Origin of the sequence: Sphingobium wenxiniae (assembly GCF_007830065.1) — a bacterium.
GTDB classification, from domain to species: domain Bacteria; phylum Pseudomonadota; class Alphaproteobacteria; order Sphingomonadales; family Sphingomonadaceae; genus Sphingobium; species Sphingobium wenxiniae.
Genome location: NZ_VLKK01000003.1, coordinates 205969 through 220220, shown reverse-complemented (window position 1 = coordinate 220220; position 14252 = coordinate 205969). Strand labels below are relative to the sequence as shown.

The 14252-nt window shown below is 64.7% G+C and carries 12 protein-coding genes and 1 riboswitch; of the genes, 7 read left to right on the top strand and 5 right to left on the bottom strand.

Going from position 1 to position 14252, the window contains the following annotated elements:
* The first annotated feature begins 7 nt into the window (after positions 1-7).
* The gene (locus IQ35_RS05400; RefSeq protein WP_145072189.1) at positions 8-1087 is read left to right on the top strand and encodes a mechanosensitive ion channel family protein; all 1080 of its coding nucleotides are present in this window, start codon (positions 8-10) and stop codon (positions 1085-1087) included.
* On the opposite strand, the gene tyrS is transcribed toward IQ35_RS05400, so the two are convergent.
* On the bottom strand, positions 1084-2301 hold the full coding sequence (tyrS, locus tag IQ35_RS05395) for a tyrosine--tRNA ligase (RefSeq protein ID WP_021246972.1): 1218 nt from the start codon (positions 2299-2301) through the stop codon (positions 1084-1086). The two genes, IQ35_RS05400 and tyrS, sit on opposite strands and share 4 nt — an antisense overlap.
* A 75-nt stretch (positions 2302-2376) precedes the next feature.
* Between tyrS and IQ35_RS05390 the strand changes: the two genes are divergently transcribed.
* Positions 2377-3465 (top strand): anhydro-N-acetylmuramic acid kinase, encoded by a 1089-nt coding sequence (locus tag IQ35_RS05390; protein ID WP_145072188.1) that lies wholly within the window; start codon positions 2377-2379, stop codon positions 3463-3465.
* Between the two features lie 216 nt (positions 3466-3681).
* Here the strand turns inward: IQ35_RS05390 and IQ35_RS05385 are convergent, their stop codons facing one another.
* The 4 genes from IQ35_RS05385 to IQ35_RS05370 form a co-directional block, all read right to left on the bottom strand.
* Positions 3682-4857, bottom strand: a complete 1176-nt coding sequence (locus IQ35_RS05385; protein WP_021246970.1) for a vWA domain-containing protein — start codon at positions 4855-4857, stop codon at positions 3682-3684.
* 51 nt (positions 4858-4908) lie between these two features.
* Positions 4909-5280 carry a hypothetical protein gene (locus IQ35_RS05380; protein WP_021246969.1) on the bottom strand — a complete coding sequence of 124 codons (372 nt, stop codon included), beginning with the start codon at positions 5278-5280 and terminating at the stop codon, positions 4909-4911.
* A 40-nt stretch (positions 5281-5320) separates the two neighbouring features.
* The gene (locus tag IQ35_RS05375; RefSeq protein ID WP_021246968.1) at positions 5321-5617 is read right to left on the bottom strand and encodes a hypothetical protein; all 297 of its coding nucleotides are present in this window, start codon (positions 5615-5617) and stop codon (positions 5321-5323) included.
* Between the two features lie 143 nt (positions 5618-5760).
* A complete protein-coding gene (locus tag IQ35_RS05370) occupies positions 5761-7167 on the bottom strand; it encodes a short-chain fatty acyl-CoA regulator family protein (protein ID WP_031292287.1) in 1407 nt (468 codons plus the stop codon).
* Between the two features lie 201 nt (positions 7168-7368).
* On the opposite strand from IQ35_RS05370, the gene IQ35_RS05365 reads away from it, so the two are divergent.
* The 5 genes from IQ35_RS05365 to metE all read left to right on the top strand — a co-directional run bounded on the left by IQ35_RS05365 (position 7369) and on the right by metE (position 14207).
* The gene (locus tag IQ35_RS05365; RefSeq protein WP_021246966.1) at positions 7369-7674 is read left to right on the top strand and encodes a hypothetical protein; all 306 of its coding nucleotides are present in this window, start codon (positions 7369-7371) and stop codon (positions 7672-7674) included.
* Positions 7671-9185: an MmgE/PrpD family protein gene (locus IQ35_RS05360; RefSeq protein ID WP_145072187.1), complete on the top strand. Its 1515-nt coding sequence runs from the start codon at positions 7671-7673 to the stop codon at positions 9183-9185. The genes IQ35_RS05365 and IQ35_RS05360 overlap by 4 nt, the downstream gene beginning before the upstream one ends.
* Positions 9186-9198: 13 nt before the next feature.
* A complete protein-coding gene (gene prpC / locus IQ35_RS05355) occupies positions 9199-10380 on the top strand; it encodes a bifunctional 2-methylcitrate synthase/citrate synthase (protein WP_031292284.1) in 1182 nt (393 codons plus the stop codon).
* Positions 10368-11288, top strand: a complete 921-nt coding sequence (gene prpB, locus IQ35_RS05350; RefSeq protein ID WP_145072186.1) for a methylisocitrate lyase — start codon at positions 10368-10370, stop codon at positions 11286-11288. Before prpC ends, prpB begins: the two co-directional genes overlap by 13 nt.
* Positions 11289-11413: 125 nt before the next feature.
* Positions 11414-11633, top strand: a riboswitch (cobalamin riboswitch).
* Positions 11634-11882: 249 nt separating this feature from the next.
* Positions 11883-14207: a 5-methyltetrahydropteroyltriglutamate--homocysteine S-methyltransferase gene (gene metE, locus IQ35_RS05345; RefSeq protein WP_021246962.1), complete on the top strand. Its 2325-nt coding sequence runs from the start codon at positions 11883-11885 to the stop codon at positions 14205-14207.
* The last annotated feature ends 45 nt before the right edge of the window (positions 14208-14252 follow it).

The following is a 14252-nucleotide window of genomic DNA, read 5'->3' as shown; positions in this document are numbered from 1 at the left end:
CTTTGGCATGGCCCATGACCTCAGTCTTTCTTATGTGAGCGGCGCTGTCCTTCTGTCGATCCTGCTGTCAGTGGTGGTGGCCATCCTCATCCATTGGGCGGGCTATTGGCTGCTGAGCCGCGTGGTGCGAAGGATCGGCGTTCATCCCGTCATCCTGCCCGCCTTGTTCCATCCTACGCGATGGCTGCTGATCCTGCTGGCGGTGAGCGCGGGGATGCGGACGCTGCGTCTGGGCGAACGCGTGGCCGATATCTGGTCGGTCGGGTCCAAGATGCTGTTCGTGCTGTTCGTCGGATGGGCGGTTTTCGGGCTGATGCGTGCTCTCCGAACGTTGATCGAGCAACGTAGCGACATGAATGTCGAGGATAATCTGAAGGCCCGGCGGCAGCATACCCGCCTGCGCATCCTCTATCGCATCGCCCAGGTGGTGATCGGCTTCATCGTGATTGCGCTGATGCTGATCGCGATTCCGGGCGTCCGGTCGGTCGGCGTGACGCTGATGGCGTCGGCGGGGCTGGTGGGCCTTGCGGTGGGCGCTGCGGCGCAGCCTGCGCTCAAGAACCTGATCGCGGGCGTCCAGATGGCCTTTTCCGAGCCGATCCGGCTGGATGACGTGGTGATCGTGGAAGGGGAGTGGGGCCGGATCGAGGACATCACCCTGACCTATGTGGTGGTGCGAATCTGGGACGACCGCCGCCTGGTGGTGCCGGTTTCCTACTTTCTCGAAAAGCCGTTCCAGAACTGGACGACGCGCACATCGGACCTGCTGGGCACGGTGTTCCTCTATGTCGATCCGACAGCGGATGTCGAGCGGATCAGGACAAAATTCGTGGAGGTGGTGACGCGGAACAGCCGCTGGGACAAGCGCGTCGCCATCCTGCAAGTGACGGATCATCGCGCCGATGCGCTGGAACTGCGCGGCTTGCTGAGTGCGCGCAACGCCGGGACCGCGTTCGACCTGCGCTGCGAGGTGCGGGAAGCGATGATCGGCTTCCTGCGGTCCGAAATGCCCGGCGCGCTGGTCCGGGGACGGCAGCGGCTGGAGGCGGGGGAAGGATTCGTCCCGCTCTCCGCCACGGAAGGTTAGGCGACGATAAGGCCGTGCTTCTTTGCGCCGAAGCTGACCTTGTCGCCGGGTTTCAGCGCCAGATGCGGGTCTTTCACCACTTCGCCGTTCACGCGGATCGCGCCTTCGTCCAGCTTGCGGCGGGTTTCCTTATTGGAAGCCGCGAAGCCTAGCGCCGTGTTCGCCTGAACGATGGTGAGGCCCTCTGTGCCGAGGCTGACGGTCGGAAGATTAGCGTCCGACGCGCCTTCCTCGAAGGTTTTGCGTGCGGTTTGCGCGGCGGCGGCGGCAGCCTCCGCGCCGTGGGCGAGGGCGGTCGCGGCCTCGGCCAGTATCTTCTTCGCTTCGTTGATCTCCGCGCCTTCGAGCTTTTCGAGGCGGGCGATCTCGTCCAGCGGCAGGTCGGTGAACAGACGCATGAAACGCCCCACATCGGCGTCCTGCGTGTTGCGCCAGAACTGCCAGTAATCATAGGGCGCCAGCGCATCGGCGTTGAGCCAGACGGCGCCCTTGGCGGTCTTGCCCATCTTGCCGCCGTCCGCCGTGGTGATGAGCGGGGAGGTGAGGCCATAAACCTGCGTGCCGTCGACGCGGCGGGCGAGTTCGATGCCGTTGACGATATTGCCCCACTGGTCCGATCCGCCCATTTGCAGGCGGCATTCGGCGCGGCGCGACAGCTCCAGGAAGTCGTAGGCTTGCAGGATCATATAGTTGAATTCGAGGAAGCTGAGCGACTGCTCGCGGTCCAGCCGCAGCTTCACCGAATCGAAGCTCAGCATCCGGTTGACCGAGAAATGCTGGCCGATGTCGCGCAGGAAGGGGATATATTCGAGCTTGTCGAGCCAGTCGGCATTGTCGACCATCACCGCGTCGCTGGGGCCGTCGCCGAAGGTCAAAAAGCGTTCGAACACGCGCTTGATGCTGGCGACATTTTCCTGAATCCGCTCGACCGTCAGGAGCGAACGGGCCTCATCGCGCAGGGACGGGTCGCCGATCTTGCCGGTGCCGCCGCCCATCAGCACAATGGGCTTGTGTCCGGCCTGCTGCATCCGGCGCAGCATCATGATCTGCACGAGACTGCCGACATGCAGCGATGGCGCGGTGGGATCGAAGCCGATATAGCCGGGGACGACCGATTTCGCGGCAAGGGCGTCCAGCCCCTCCGCATCGGTGAGCTGGTGGATGTAGCCGCGCGTGTCGAGCAGACGGAGAAGATCGGATGTGTAGGTCGTCATGGCCTGTCTGGTCTGGAAAAGATCGGTCTGTGGAAATCCGGGCGCGCATAACATGGGGAAGGGCGCTTGGGTAGCATGCTTGCAATCGGATTGATGTCGGGCACGTCGCGCGACGGCATCGACGCGGCGCTGATCGAGACGGACGGCGAAGGAGCGGTGCGGCCGCTGGCTTTCCACGCCATGCCCTATGGCGAGGGCTTCCGGCTGCGGCTGGCCGAGGCGTGTCAGCGGGCGATGGCGATGGACGCGCCGGGGTTCGAACCGCTGATCCGATCGGTCGAGGAGGAACTGACCGAACTGCATGTCGAGGCGGTGGCGGACCTGCTGGGGCGCAGCGGCCATGTGGTGGGGGACGTGGGCGTCATCGGCTTTCACGGGCATACGGTGGCGCATCGGCCCGAGCGGCGCTGGACGTGGCAGATCGGCGACGGGGCGGCGCTGGCAGGAGCGTTCGGCATCGATGTGGTCGCGGACCTGCGGAGCGCGGATGTGGAAGCTGGCGGGCAGGGTGCGCCGCTGCTGCCCATCTATCACCGGGCGCTGGCGCATGAACTGGCAAAGCCGGTGGCGGTGCTCAATCTGGGCGGGGTGGCCAATATCACCGCGATCGGACCGGACGGGGAACTGGTCGCTTTCGACACCGGCATGGCAAGCGGGCTGATCGACAACTGGATGCAGACCCATGGCGCGGCGGCCTATGACGCGGGTGGGGCCGTGGCGGCAAAGGGACGGGTGGATGAAGCGCGACTGGCGGAGATGCTGGCCGATCCCTGGTTTGCCGCGCCGCCGCCCAAGAGCATCGACCGGGAAGCCTTTTCCATCGCGGCGGTGCGTGGATTGGAACTGGAGGACGGCGCGGCGACCTTGACCGCCTTTTCCGCCGCCGCCGTGGCGCGGGGCGTGGAGCATCTCGGCGCGCGGCCGGAGCGCATCTATGTGGCGGGCGGCGGGCGGCATAATGCCACGCTGATGACGATGCTGGTGCAGCGGACGGGCGCGGAGGTGCGGCCCGTGGACGAGCTAGGCTGGGACGGCGACGCGCTGGAGGCGCAGGGCTTCGCCTATATGGCGGTGCGCTCGGTCAAGGGCCTGCCGATCAGCTTCCCCGGAACCACCGGAGCGCCGGAGCCGATGACAGGCGGAAGGTTGTTCCGCCCAGCTTGAAGAGGGGATTGCCCGGCATTTGCGTGGGCGTTTCCGATGATGGTTATGGGTGGATTCCCGCCACTTATCCGTCATCCCAGCGACCCGAAGGGCGGCGTAAGCAACGCTGGAATAACGGACATTAAATGACAGCAACTGGCGGTAAGCGGCTGTTAGGTGGAGGCTGTTTGCAGACAAAATAATCAGGCCCGAACCGCGTAGGCCATGCGCCGCATCCTACCGCTTGCGGGTGAGTTCCCGCATCGCTTCGTCAATGCCCTCGATCGTCAGGGGATACATGCGGTCGTTCATCAACTGGCGCATGATCTTCGTCGACTGGCTATAGTCCCAATGGTCGCGATGCGCGGGATTGAGCCAGACGGCGGCGGGATAGGTGTGGGTGATGCGCTGCATCCAGACCGCGCCCGCTTCGGGGTTCATATGTTCGACCGAACCGCCCGGATGCATGATCTCATAGGGACTCATCGCCGCGTCGCCGACGAAGATCACCTTATAGTCATGGCCATATTTGTGGAGAATGTCCCAGGTCGACGTGCGCTCCGAAAAACGGCGGTTGTTGTTCTTCCATACCGCTTCGTAGAGGCAGTTGTGGAAGTAGAAGAATTCCATGTTCTTGAATTCGCCGGTGGCAGCGGAGAAAAGCTCCTCGCACAGCTTGATATAGGGGTCCATCGACCCGCCTATGTCGAGGAACAGCAGCAGCTTCACCGCATTGTGGCGTTCGGGACGCATCCGGATGTCGAGCCAGCCCTGCCGCGCCGTGCCGCGGATGGTTTCGTCGAGGTCCAGCTCATCCGCTGCGCCTTCGCGGGCGAAACGGCGCAGGCGGCGCAGCGCCACCTTGATGTTGCGGGTGCCCAGTTCCTTGCTGTTGTCGAGATTCTGGAACTCGCGCTTTTCCCATACCTTGACGGCGCGCTTGTGGCGGCTTTCCCCGCCGATGCGGACGCCCTCCGGATTGTAGCCGCCATTGCCGAAGGGGGACGTGCCGCCGGTGCCGATCCACTTGTTGCCGCCCTGATGACGGCCCTGCTGTTCTTCGAGCCGCTTTTTCAGCGTCTCCATGATCTCGTCCCAGTCGCCCAGCGACTTGATCTTTTCCATTTCCTCCGGCGTCAGGAACTTCTCCGCGACCAGACGCAGCCATTCCTCCGGGATTTCCGCTTCGACGCCCTCGGCATTCAGCACGCCCTTGAACACCTGGGCGAAAACCTGATCGAAGCGGTCGATCAGCCCCTCGTCTTTCACATAGGTCGCGCGGGCGAGATAGTAGAAGTCTTCGGGACGGCGTTCGATGACGTCGCGGTCCAGCGCCTCCAGAAGCAGCAGATGCTCCTTGATGCTGGCGGGGATGCCGGCGGCGCGCAGCGCGTCGAGAAAATTGAGCAGCATGGCGCGCTTGTCCGACAGAGCGGGCGGCGATGCAAGCGAGATTGCAGATGGCTAAAAGCGCGCCGGAATGATCGGGATCGGCAAAGGGTCGTCAAACGGCCTCCAGCCAAGCCGCGCGATGACATCGTTGCTCTCGATCGGCTTTCGCCCACGCGCCCGATCAAGCGACCAGGTGATATGATAGGTGCTGCCGTCAGGCCGATCGGTCGTGCCGTCTATCGCCACGACCATCGCTTGCAGGCCCTCGCCGTCATCAATGCTTCCGACGATCCTGGCTGCCCGGGCAGCAGGCAGCGGATCGTCTGCCCGGGCATGTGCGTCGAGCGTGATATGATCGGCAACGGCATGGGGCCATGCGGGTGGAAAGCGTTCCAGCAGGGCCGCCCGTTCCGCTTCGTCGATTTTCCAGCCGCTCACCGGCATCGGCAGGCTCCTATCGGATCATCGGCAGCGCGGTTTGACCTCAGCCGTGCGCCCGCTTGCGCCGGGTTTCCCAGCCCTTTTTGGCGGCGGCGGAGCGCTTCTCATGGCTCTGGCTGGCGCCGCCTATGCGTCCGCCCTTGCGGGAAGAGGCGTGATTTTCCTTCTTGCCTCGGCCCGAGCCGGATTTCTTGCCGCCTCCGGACTCCTTGTTCACCGTGGCCCAGGCGCGGCGTTCGGCTTCGTCGTGGCTGACGCCACGATGTTCATAGCCTTCCTCGATATGCTCGGCCTTGCGCTTCTGCTTGTCGGTATAGCTCGATTTGTCGCCCTGGGGCATGACATCTCTCCTGTCGGCTCGTTCCCCGCGCCCTGTCAAACGAGCGAAGCCGCATTTTGCTTCTTCCTTTCGCCGCAAAATCCAAAAGGCCGGGTTGCGCAAGAGGTGTGAGCCTTTCCGGCCGGACCGGCGCCGGAACCCGCTCAGGCGACCGGATAGGGCGTGAGCGGGCTTCGATTCTGGTCGACGGCGATAGCGCGCCCGATCGGCGGGAAGGCCCGTTGGGGGCAGGCCGGGCGATCGCAGACCTTGCAGCCCGCGCCGATCGGCGTGGCGGCATCCGGGCGGGTGAGATCGATGCCGCGCGAATAGACCAGTTGGGACGCATGGCGGATGTCGCAGCCAAGCCCGACGGCGAAAGTCTTGCCCGGAACGCCATAAGCCGCATTGCCGCGCCCGACCGTGCGCGCGATCCAGAGATAGGTGCGCCCATCGGGCATCCGGGCGATCTGCGTCAGCACCTTGCCCGGCTGGGCGAAGGCCTCGTAGACGTTCCAGAGGGGGCATGAACCGCCCACGCGCGAAAAGTGGAAATCGGTTGCGGACTGGCGCTTGGAGATATTGCCGGCGCGGTCCACCCGCACGAAGAAGAAGGGAACGCCGCGCGCCTCGGGCCGTTGGAGAGTCGAAAGCCGGTGGCTGATCGTCTCGAATCCGACTCCGTAGCGCCGCCCCAGCGCCTCGATATCATAGGCGCTGGCCTTCGCGGCGGCGAGGAAATCCCCATAGGGCAGGATCAGTGCCCCAGCGAAATAATTGGCGAGGCCTATCCTTGCGAGACGCCGGGCTTCCTCGCCCGTCAGGCCGCCATTGTCCGCCAGCCTGTCGATCACATCGCCCAGTTCGAGAAAGGCGAGCTGGGTCGCCATCTGGAACGCCTGCTGCCCCGGCTTCAGATCGGCCGATATGTGGAGCGCGCGTTGTGCGGGATCGAAGCGGCGCTGGCTCGCTTCCGCGCCGGTCAGGTCGACCCGGACATCGTGCCGATGCTTCAGATATGCGATCAGCCCATTGTGCACCGAGCGGGGGCCGAGGACGGCGTCACGATAGAGGCGCTCGGCCGCTTCATCGAGAATCTCGACATGATTGTGCCGCGCATAGAAGAAGTCGCGCACCTGTTCGAACGGCATCCGCGCCGGGCCGCCGGTGATCCAGTCGTCACCCAATTGGGCCGCCAGCGCGTCACCGCGCTCCGTCGCCTCGCGATAGCGCCGGTGCAGCGACACAAGCGTCCGTCCCACGGCGGGCATGTTGGCGGCGAGTTCGCGGATCTCCGCGATTGACACGCTTTCATCCTGCCCGCCTTCCGAGAGCGCTTCGCGCAGTTCGGTGATCAGCCGCGCCTCGTCTTCTTCGGAGAAGAGCTGCACGTCGATGTCGAACACGGCGTTGAGCTTGAGCAGCACCGGCACCGTCAAGGGGCGCTGATTCTGTTCGAGCTGGTTGAGATAGCTGGCCGAAATGCCGAGCGCCTGGGCCAGCTCGACCTGTTTCAGTTTTTTCTCTTCGCGCAGGCGCCGCAGCCTCACGCCCATGAAGGCTTTCCGCATCAGCTAATCCGCCATAAAGTCATTCGCAACGATGCGAATTTTTATCCGCATCTTCTGCATAGGCAGCGAAATATAGCGGCGTAAAGCTAAATTCCGGAGTGCGGAGAAATTAACAAAATTCGCTGATTTGCTGGATTCGATCCGCAAATCTTCGCCTTTTCAGTCATTCCCGCGCTCGCGAAATGGGCGGATAGCGGGTGCATGTCATCCAATCGCTCCCCTGACGGCCTGACGATGCTGGCGCGCATGGCCGATGCGGCGGCCGCCCGCGCGGCCGTCCACATCGCCCGGCCCGTCCATCTGGCGGCCTGCGATCGCCTCGACATCCGCGATATCGGCGAGGGCGTCGCCACGCTGGAGATCTGGCCGGTCCGGCAGGACGAGCGGGCCATCACCTTGTCCGTGTTCGCAACCGTCCATCCGGCGGGCGGCGGTGCCCGCCTCGCGGCCAGCGGCCGCTTTACCTTCGCCACATCTTCCCACCAGACGAGAGAGTATCGCCCATGAATCTGCATGACGTTCGCACCTATAAATCCGCCGAGCCGCTGGCTCGTGAGGATCAGCTCGCATGGAAGCTGGCGGCCGTCGCAACCGATCCGGTGCCGGTCGACGACGACGTGATCGAGATGATTGGCAACCGCATCATCGACAATGCGGCCGTTGCCGCCGCCTCGATCGCGCGCGGGCCGATCCGGTCGGCCCGCGCGCAGGCGCTGGGGCACAAGGCGGCGCCCGGTGGCGCGAACCGCGGCGCGCCGATTTTCGGCCTGTCTCCGGATATGTCAGTGAGTCCCGAATGGGCCGCCTGGGCCAATGGCGTGGCAGTCCGCGAACTCGATTTCCATGACACCTTCCTGGCTGCGGACTATAGTCATCCGGGCGACAATATTCCGCCGATCCTGGCCGTCGCGCAGGCAAAGGGCCTGGACGGCGCGGCGCTGGTCCGGGGCCTGGCCGCCGGCTATGAGCTTCAGGTCGATCTGGTGAAGGGCATCTGCCTGCACGAGCACAAGATCGACCATATCGCCCATCTGGGGCCGAGCGCGGCCGGCGGCATCGGCGCGCTTCTGGGCCTCCCGACCGAGATTGCCTTCCAGGCGATCCAGCAGGCGCTTCATACCACGACCACCACGCGCCAGTCGCGCAAGGGCGAGATTTCCACCTGGAAAGCCTATGCCCCGGCTTTTGCCGGCAAGATGGCGATCGAGGCGGTCGACCGCGCCATGCGCGGGGAAGGGGCGCCATCCCCGGCCTATGAGGGCGAGGACGGCTTTATCGCCTGGCTGTTGTCCGGCCCCGCCCATGTCTATCAGGTGCCGCTGCCCGCACCCGGCCAGCCCAAGCGCGCCATCCTCGACACCTATACCAAGGAATATTCGGCCGAATATCAGAGCCAGGCGCTGATCGACCTCGCCAAGCGGATGGGCCCCAAGGTGGGCGACTTCGCCCAGGTCGAGAGCATTCTCATCAAGACCAGCCATCACACGCATTATGTGATCGGGACCGGCGCCAACGATCCGCAGAAGATGGACCCCAGGGCGAGCCGCGAGACGCTCGACCATTCGATCATGTATATTTTCGCGGTCGCGCTCCAGGATGGCGGCTGGCACCATGTGAAGAGCTACGCGCCCGAGCGGGCGCAACGTCCCGATACGGTCGCGCTGTGGCACAAGATCACGACGCAGGAGGACCCCGCCTGGACGGCGCGATACCATGCCCAGGGATCGGACAAGGCTTTCGGCGGCAAGGTCGTCATCAAGCTGAAGGACGGCCGCTCGATCGTCGATGAGCTGGGAGTCGCCGACGCCCATCCGGCCGGCGCGCGTCCCTTCGCCCGCGCCAACTATGTCGAGAAGTTCCGCACGCTCGCCCAGGATATCGTCGAGAAGGCCGAGCAGGACCGCTTTCTGGCCCTCGTGGAACGCCTGCCCACGCTCAGCGGCGCGGAAGTCGCCCGGCTGAACTTCGTCGTCCCCGCCGACAGACTGGGGCCGGACGCCCCGGCCGGCATCTTTTGATCGGAGAGGCATGATGGGAGCCGCTTTCAAACTCAAGAAGTCGGTGGCGCTCTCGGGCGTCACCGCGGGCAACACCGCGCTTTGCACCGTCGGCAGGACCGGTAACGATCTTCATTATCGGGGTTATGACATCCTCGACATCGCGGAGACGAGCGAGTTCGAGGAGATCGCCCACCTCCTCGTCCACGGCCATTTGCCGACGCGTCCGCAACTCGCGGCCTACAAGGCGAAGCTCAAGGGGCTGCGGGGCCTGCCCCGGTCGGTGAAGGAAGCGCTGGAGGCGATCCCCGCCGCCGCGCATCCGATGGATGTGATGCGATCGGGCGTCTCCGCGCTCGGCTGCGTGCTGCCCGAGACGCATGACCATAACCTGCCGGATGCGCGCGACATTGCCGACCGGCTCATGGCATCACTCGGCTCGATCCTGCTTTACTGGTATCATTTCGCCCATCATGGGCGGCGGATCGAGGTGGAAACCGATGACGAGAGCATCGGCGGACATTTCCTGCACCTGCTGCATGGCAAGGCGCCGTCCGGCAGTTTCGAGCGGGCGATGCACACGTCGCTGATCCTTTATGCCGAGCATGAGTTCAACGCCTCGACCTTCACCGCGCGGGTGATCGCCGGGACGGGGTCGGACATGTACAGCTGCATTGCGGGTGCGATCGGCGCGCTGCGCGGTCCCAGACACGGCGGCGCCAACGAAGTCGCCTTCGAGATCCAGAAGCGTTACGCAACGCCGGACGAGGCAGAAGCCGACATCCGCCGCCGGGTCGAGGCGAAGGAGGTGGTGATCGGTTTCGGGCATCCGGTCTATACCGTGTCCGACCCGCGCAATGTCGTCATCAAGCGCGTGGCCAGGGCCCTGGCCGACGAGGCCGGGGCCGGGCGGCAATATGCGGTGGCCGAACGGATCGAACAGGTCATGTGGGACGCCAAGTCGATGTTCCCCAATCTCGACTGGTTCAGCGCGGTATCCTACAATCTGATGGGTGTGCCGACGGCGATGTTCACGCCGCTGTTCGTGATCGCGCGGACGTCGGGCTGGGCGGCGCATGTGATAGAGCAACGTCAGGACAACAAGATCATCCGTCCGTCCGCCAATTATACCGGCCCGGAAAATCTTACATTCGTGCCGCTGGGTGAACGCAGCGAAACGATCGCGGTCCAGGGAGAAGACGCTTGCCGTACCTGATTGCAGACGACCGTCCCGATGAGAGCGCCGGCCGGCGCTTCCGCGCCCTGCTCGATCGGCCGCAGATCCTGCAACTGCCCGGCGCGCATAATGGCCAGGCCGCCCTTCAGGCGAAGGCGGCCGGGTTCGAGGGCCTTTATCTGTCCGGCGCGGCGATGACGGCATCGATGGGCCTGCCCGACCTTGGCATCATCACCGTTGACGAGGTCGCCTTCTTCATCCGGCAGATCGTCCGTTCTTCGGGCCTGCCGCTGCTGGTCGACGGCGACACGGGCTATGGCGAGGCGCTCAACGTCATGCACATGATCCGCGCGTTCGAGGAGGCGGGGGCAGGGGCGGTGCATCTCGAAGACCAGATCCTGCCCAAGAAATGCGGGCATCTGAACGGCAAGAAGCTGGCCGACGCCCATGATATGGCGGCCAAGGTGGCGGCGGCGCGCAGGGCGGCCCGCGATCTCGTCATCGTTGCGCGCACCGACGCCGCAGGAGTGGAGGGTTTCGAGGCCGCCGTCGACCGCGCGAAGCTCTATGTCGCGGCCGGGGCGGACGCGATCTTCCCCGAAGCGCTCAACACCCGTGCCATGTTCGAGGCGTTCGCGAAGGCGATGCCCGGCGTGAAGCTGCTCGCCAACATGACCGAGTTCGGAAAGACACCCTTCTTCACCGCCGGCGAGTTCGAGGCGATGGGCTATCGCATGGTGATCTGGCCGGTTTCGTCGCTGCGGGTGGCGAACAGGGCGCAGGCGAAGCTTTACGCGGCGATCCGCCGCGACGGCGGCGCACAGAATATGGTGGGTGAAATGCAGACCCGCGCCGAGCTTTACGAAACCATCGGGCTCCACGATTATGAGGCCCTCGACGCCTCGATCGTGAAGACGATCGTTCCCGATACGATCGCCGGAGCCTGACGGCCGCATCCGATGCACGCCGGATGTTTGCGGGTCATGGGGGTTGAGGAGCCTCCATGACCCGTCTTTCCCACCACTATATAAAGATTTCTTTATATTGCACTTGACGTTTGTGCGCGGTGGGTGTCTAAACAGGCTGTCGAGGTTCTCCATATCAGGCGTGATGTGGAGCTAAGACGGGAAGCCGGTGACGCTTGAAAGGGCGGAGTCCGGCGCTGCCCCCGCAACTGTGAGCGGCGAGCGGTAGTCCACCATGTGCCACTGGCGCCCGCGCGGCGCCGGGAAGGCCCGGACTAACGTGTTGACCCGTAAAGCCAGGAGACCTGCCTCGTCGTGATAGGATTCCTCGGACGGGGTGGTTCCGGCGGATCGCGCTTGAGCGGCGGTGCGTTCCTGCGCGCCCGCCCGGTTTCCCGCGCGGCCCCCCGGACGGCTCCATTCGCAACCAGAGGCGAATGATCGATGTCATTTCCCATATTGCACCAGGCCATAGGCCCGCCCGGCTGACTGCGATCGCCTGATCGCGTCGCATTCCTTCCCCCCTCTTCTCATGATTGACGGCGAGCGATCCGCTTTGCCGATGGAGACCCCTGCATGTCCGTTATCACCACCAATCTCGGCTTTCCGCGCATCGGCCCGCGCCGTGAACTCAAGACCGCGCTCGAAGCCTATTGGGCCGGCAAGTCCGATGCGCCCGCGCTGCTCGACACCGCGCGGGTGCTGCGCGCCGCGACATGGGATCGGCAGAAGGCGCTCGGCCTCGATATCGTGCCGTCCGGCGACTTCTCCCTCTATGATCAGGTGCTCGACACCAGCATCATGGTCGGGGCGATCCCCGCCATCTACCGCCCGCTGGGCGCGGCCGGCTCGCTCGACGTCTATTTCGCGATGGCGCGGGGGCATCAGCCCGGGGCGAGCGAGGAAGGCTGCGGCCACGGCCACGGCCGATCGACCGACGTGCCGGCACAGGAAATGACCAAATGGTTCGACACCAATTATCATTATATGGTGCCCGAAGTTGGCGCGACCCAGCACTTCATCCTGTCGTCCACCAAGGTCATCGATGAATATAGGGAAGCAAAGGCGCTGGGTCATGAGAGCCGCCCGGTTCTGCTTGGGCCGGTAAGCTGGCTGCTGCTGGCCAAATCGACCGACGGCCGGACCCGGCCCCTGTCGCTGCTGCCGGCCCTGCTGCCCGTCTATATCGAAGTGCTGCGCCGTTTGCAGGCGGCGGGGGCCGAATGGGTGCAGATCGACGAACCGGCGCTGGTGCTGGACCTTGACGCGGAGGCGAAGGCGGCGTTCGGCACCGCCTATGCCAGCCTTGCGCAGGAAATCCCTGGACTGCGAATCCTGATCGCCACCTATTTTGGCGCGCTGGGCGACAATCTCGACATAGCGATGGGCCTGCCGGTCGCGGGCCTGCATGTCGATCTCGTGCGCGCGCCCGAGCAGTTGGACGATGTTGCCGCGAAGGCGCCCGCCGACATGCTGCTGTCCTTAGGCGTGGTCGATGGCCGCAATATCTGGAAATCCGATCTCACGGCCATATTGGACCGGATCGAGCCGATCGCGCGCAGCCGGCGCGTCCTTGCTATCGCCCCCTCCTGCTCGCTGCTCCATACGCCCATCGATCTCGCGCTGGAAACCCGGCTCGACCCCCAGGTGAAGAACTGGATGGCCTTTGCGGTCCAGAAGATCGAGGAACTGTCGGTCCTCGCCAAGGCGCTCAACCAGGGCCGGTCGAGCGTTGCCGCCGCCCTTGCCGACAATGCGCGCGCCGTTGCCGGCCGCCGGGCCTCTCCGCTTGTGCACGATCCTCGGGTGCGTTCGCGAATGGAGGCGCTGACCGCCAACTGGACCCGCCGCGTGACGCCCTTTGCCGAGCGCATCGTCCAGCAAAGAGCCTTGCTGGGCCTGCCGCCATTGCCGACGACCACGATCGGCTCCTTTCCCCAGACCGCCGAAGTGCGCAAGGCCCGCGCCGCCCATGGAAAGGGGGAACTGGATGATGCCTCCTATACGCGGTTCCTGCGCGAGGAGACCGAGCGCGCGGTCCGCTGGCAGGAGGAAATCGGCATCGACGTGCTGGTCCATGGCGAGTTCGAGCGCAACGACATGGTGCAGTATTTCGGCGAACAGCTTGCCGGTTTCGCCTTTACCAGGGCCGGCTGGGTGCAAAGCTATGGCTCGCGTTGCGTCCGTCCGCCGATCATTTATGGCGACGTTTCCCGGCCCCGGCCGATGACGGTGGAATGGTGGGCCTATGCCCAAAGCCTGACCGACAGGCCGATGAAGGGTATGCTGACCGGGCCGGTGACGATCCTCCAATGGTCGTTCGTGCGCGACGACCAGCCCCGCAGCGACACCTGCCGGCAGATTGCGCTCGCCATCCGCGACGAAGTGGTCGACCTGGAACGCGCCGGCGCCAGGATCATCCAGATCGACGAGGCCGCCCTGCGCGAGGGTCTGCCCCTGCGCCGGGCGGATTGGCAGGCCTATCTCGATTGGGCCGTCGAAGCGTTCCGCATCTCCGCTTCGGGGGTGCAGCCGCAGACGCAGATCCACACCCATATGTGCTATTCGGAGTTCAACGACATCATCGTGGCGATCGGCGCGATGGATGCCGACGTCATCTCGATCGAGACGGCGCGGTCCAAGATGGAACTGCTCGATGCGTTTGCCGACTATCGATATCCCAACGAGATCGGACCGGGCGTATACGACATCCACTCGCCGCGCGTGCCGGCGCGCGAGGAGATGGTGGATTTGTTGATCAAGGCGGGTGAGCGGCTTTCGACAGGCCAACTCTGGGTGAACCCCGATTGCGGCCTGAAGACCCGCAAATGGGAGGATGTGAAACCCGCGCTCGTGCATATGGTCGAAGCCGCCAAATCTGCGCGCGCGTTCCTGATCTGAGAGCAAAAGGGCAGGGGCGATCGGATCGTCCCTGCCTTATTCCAG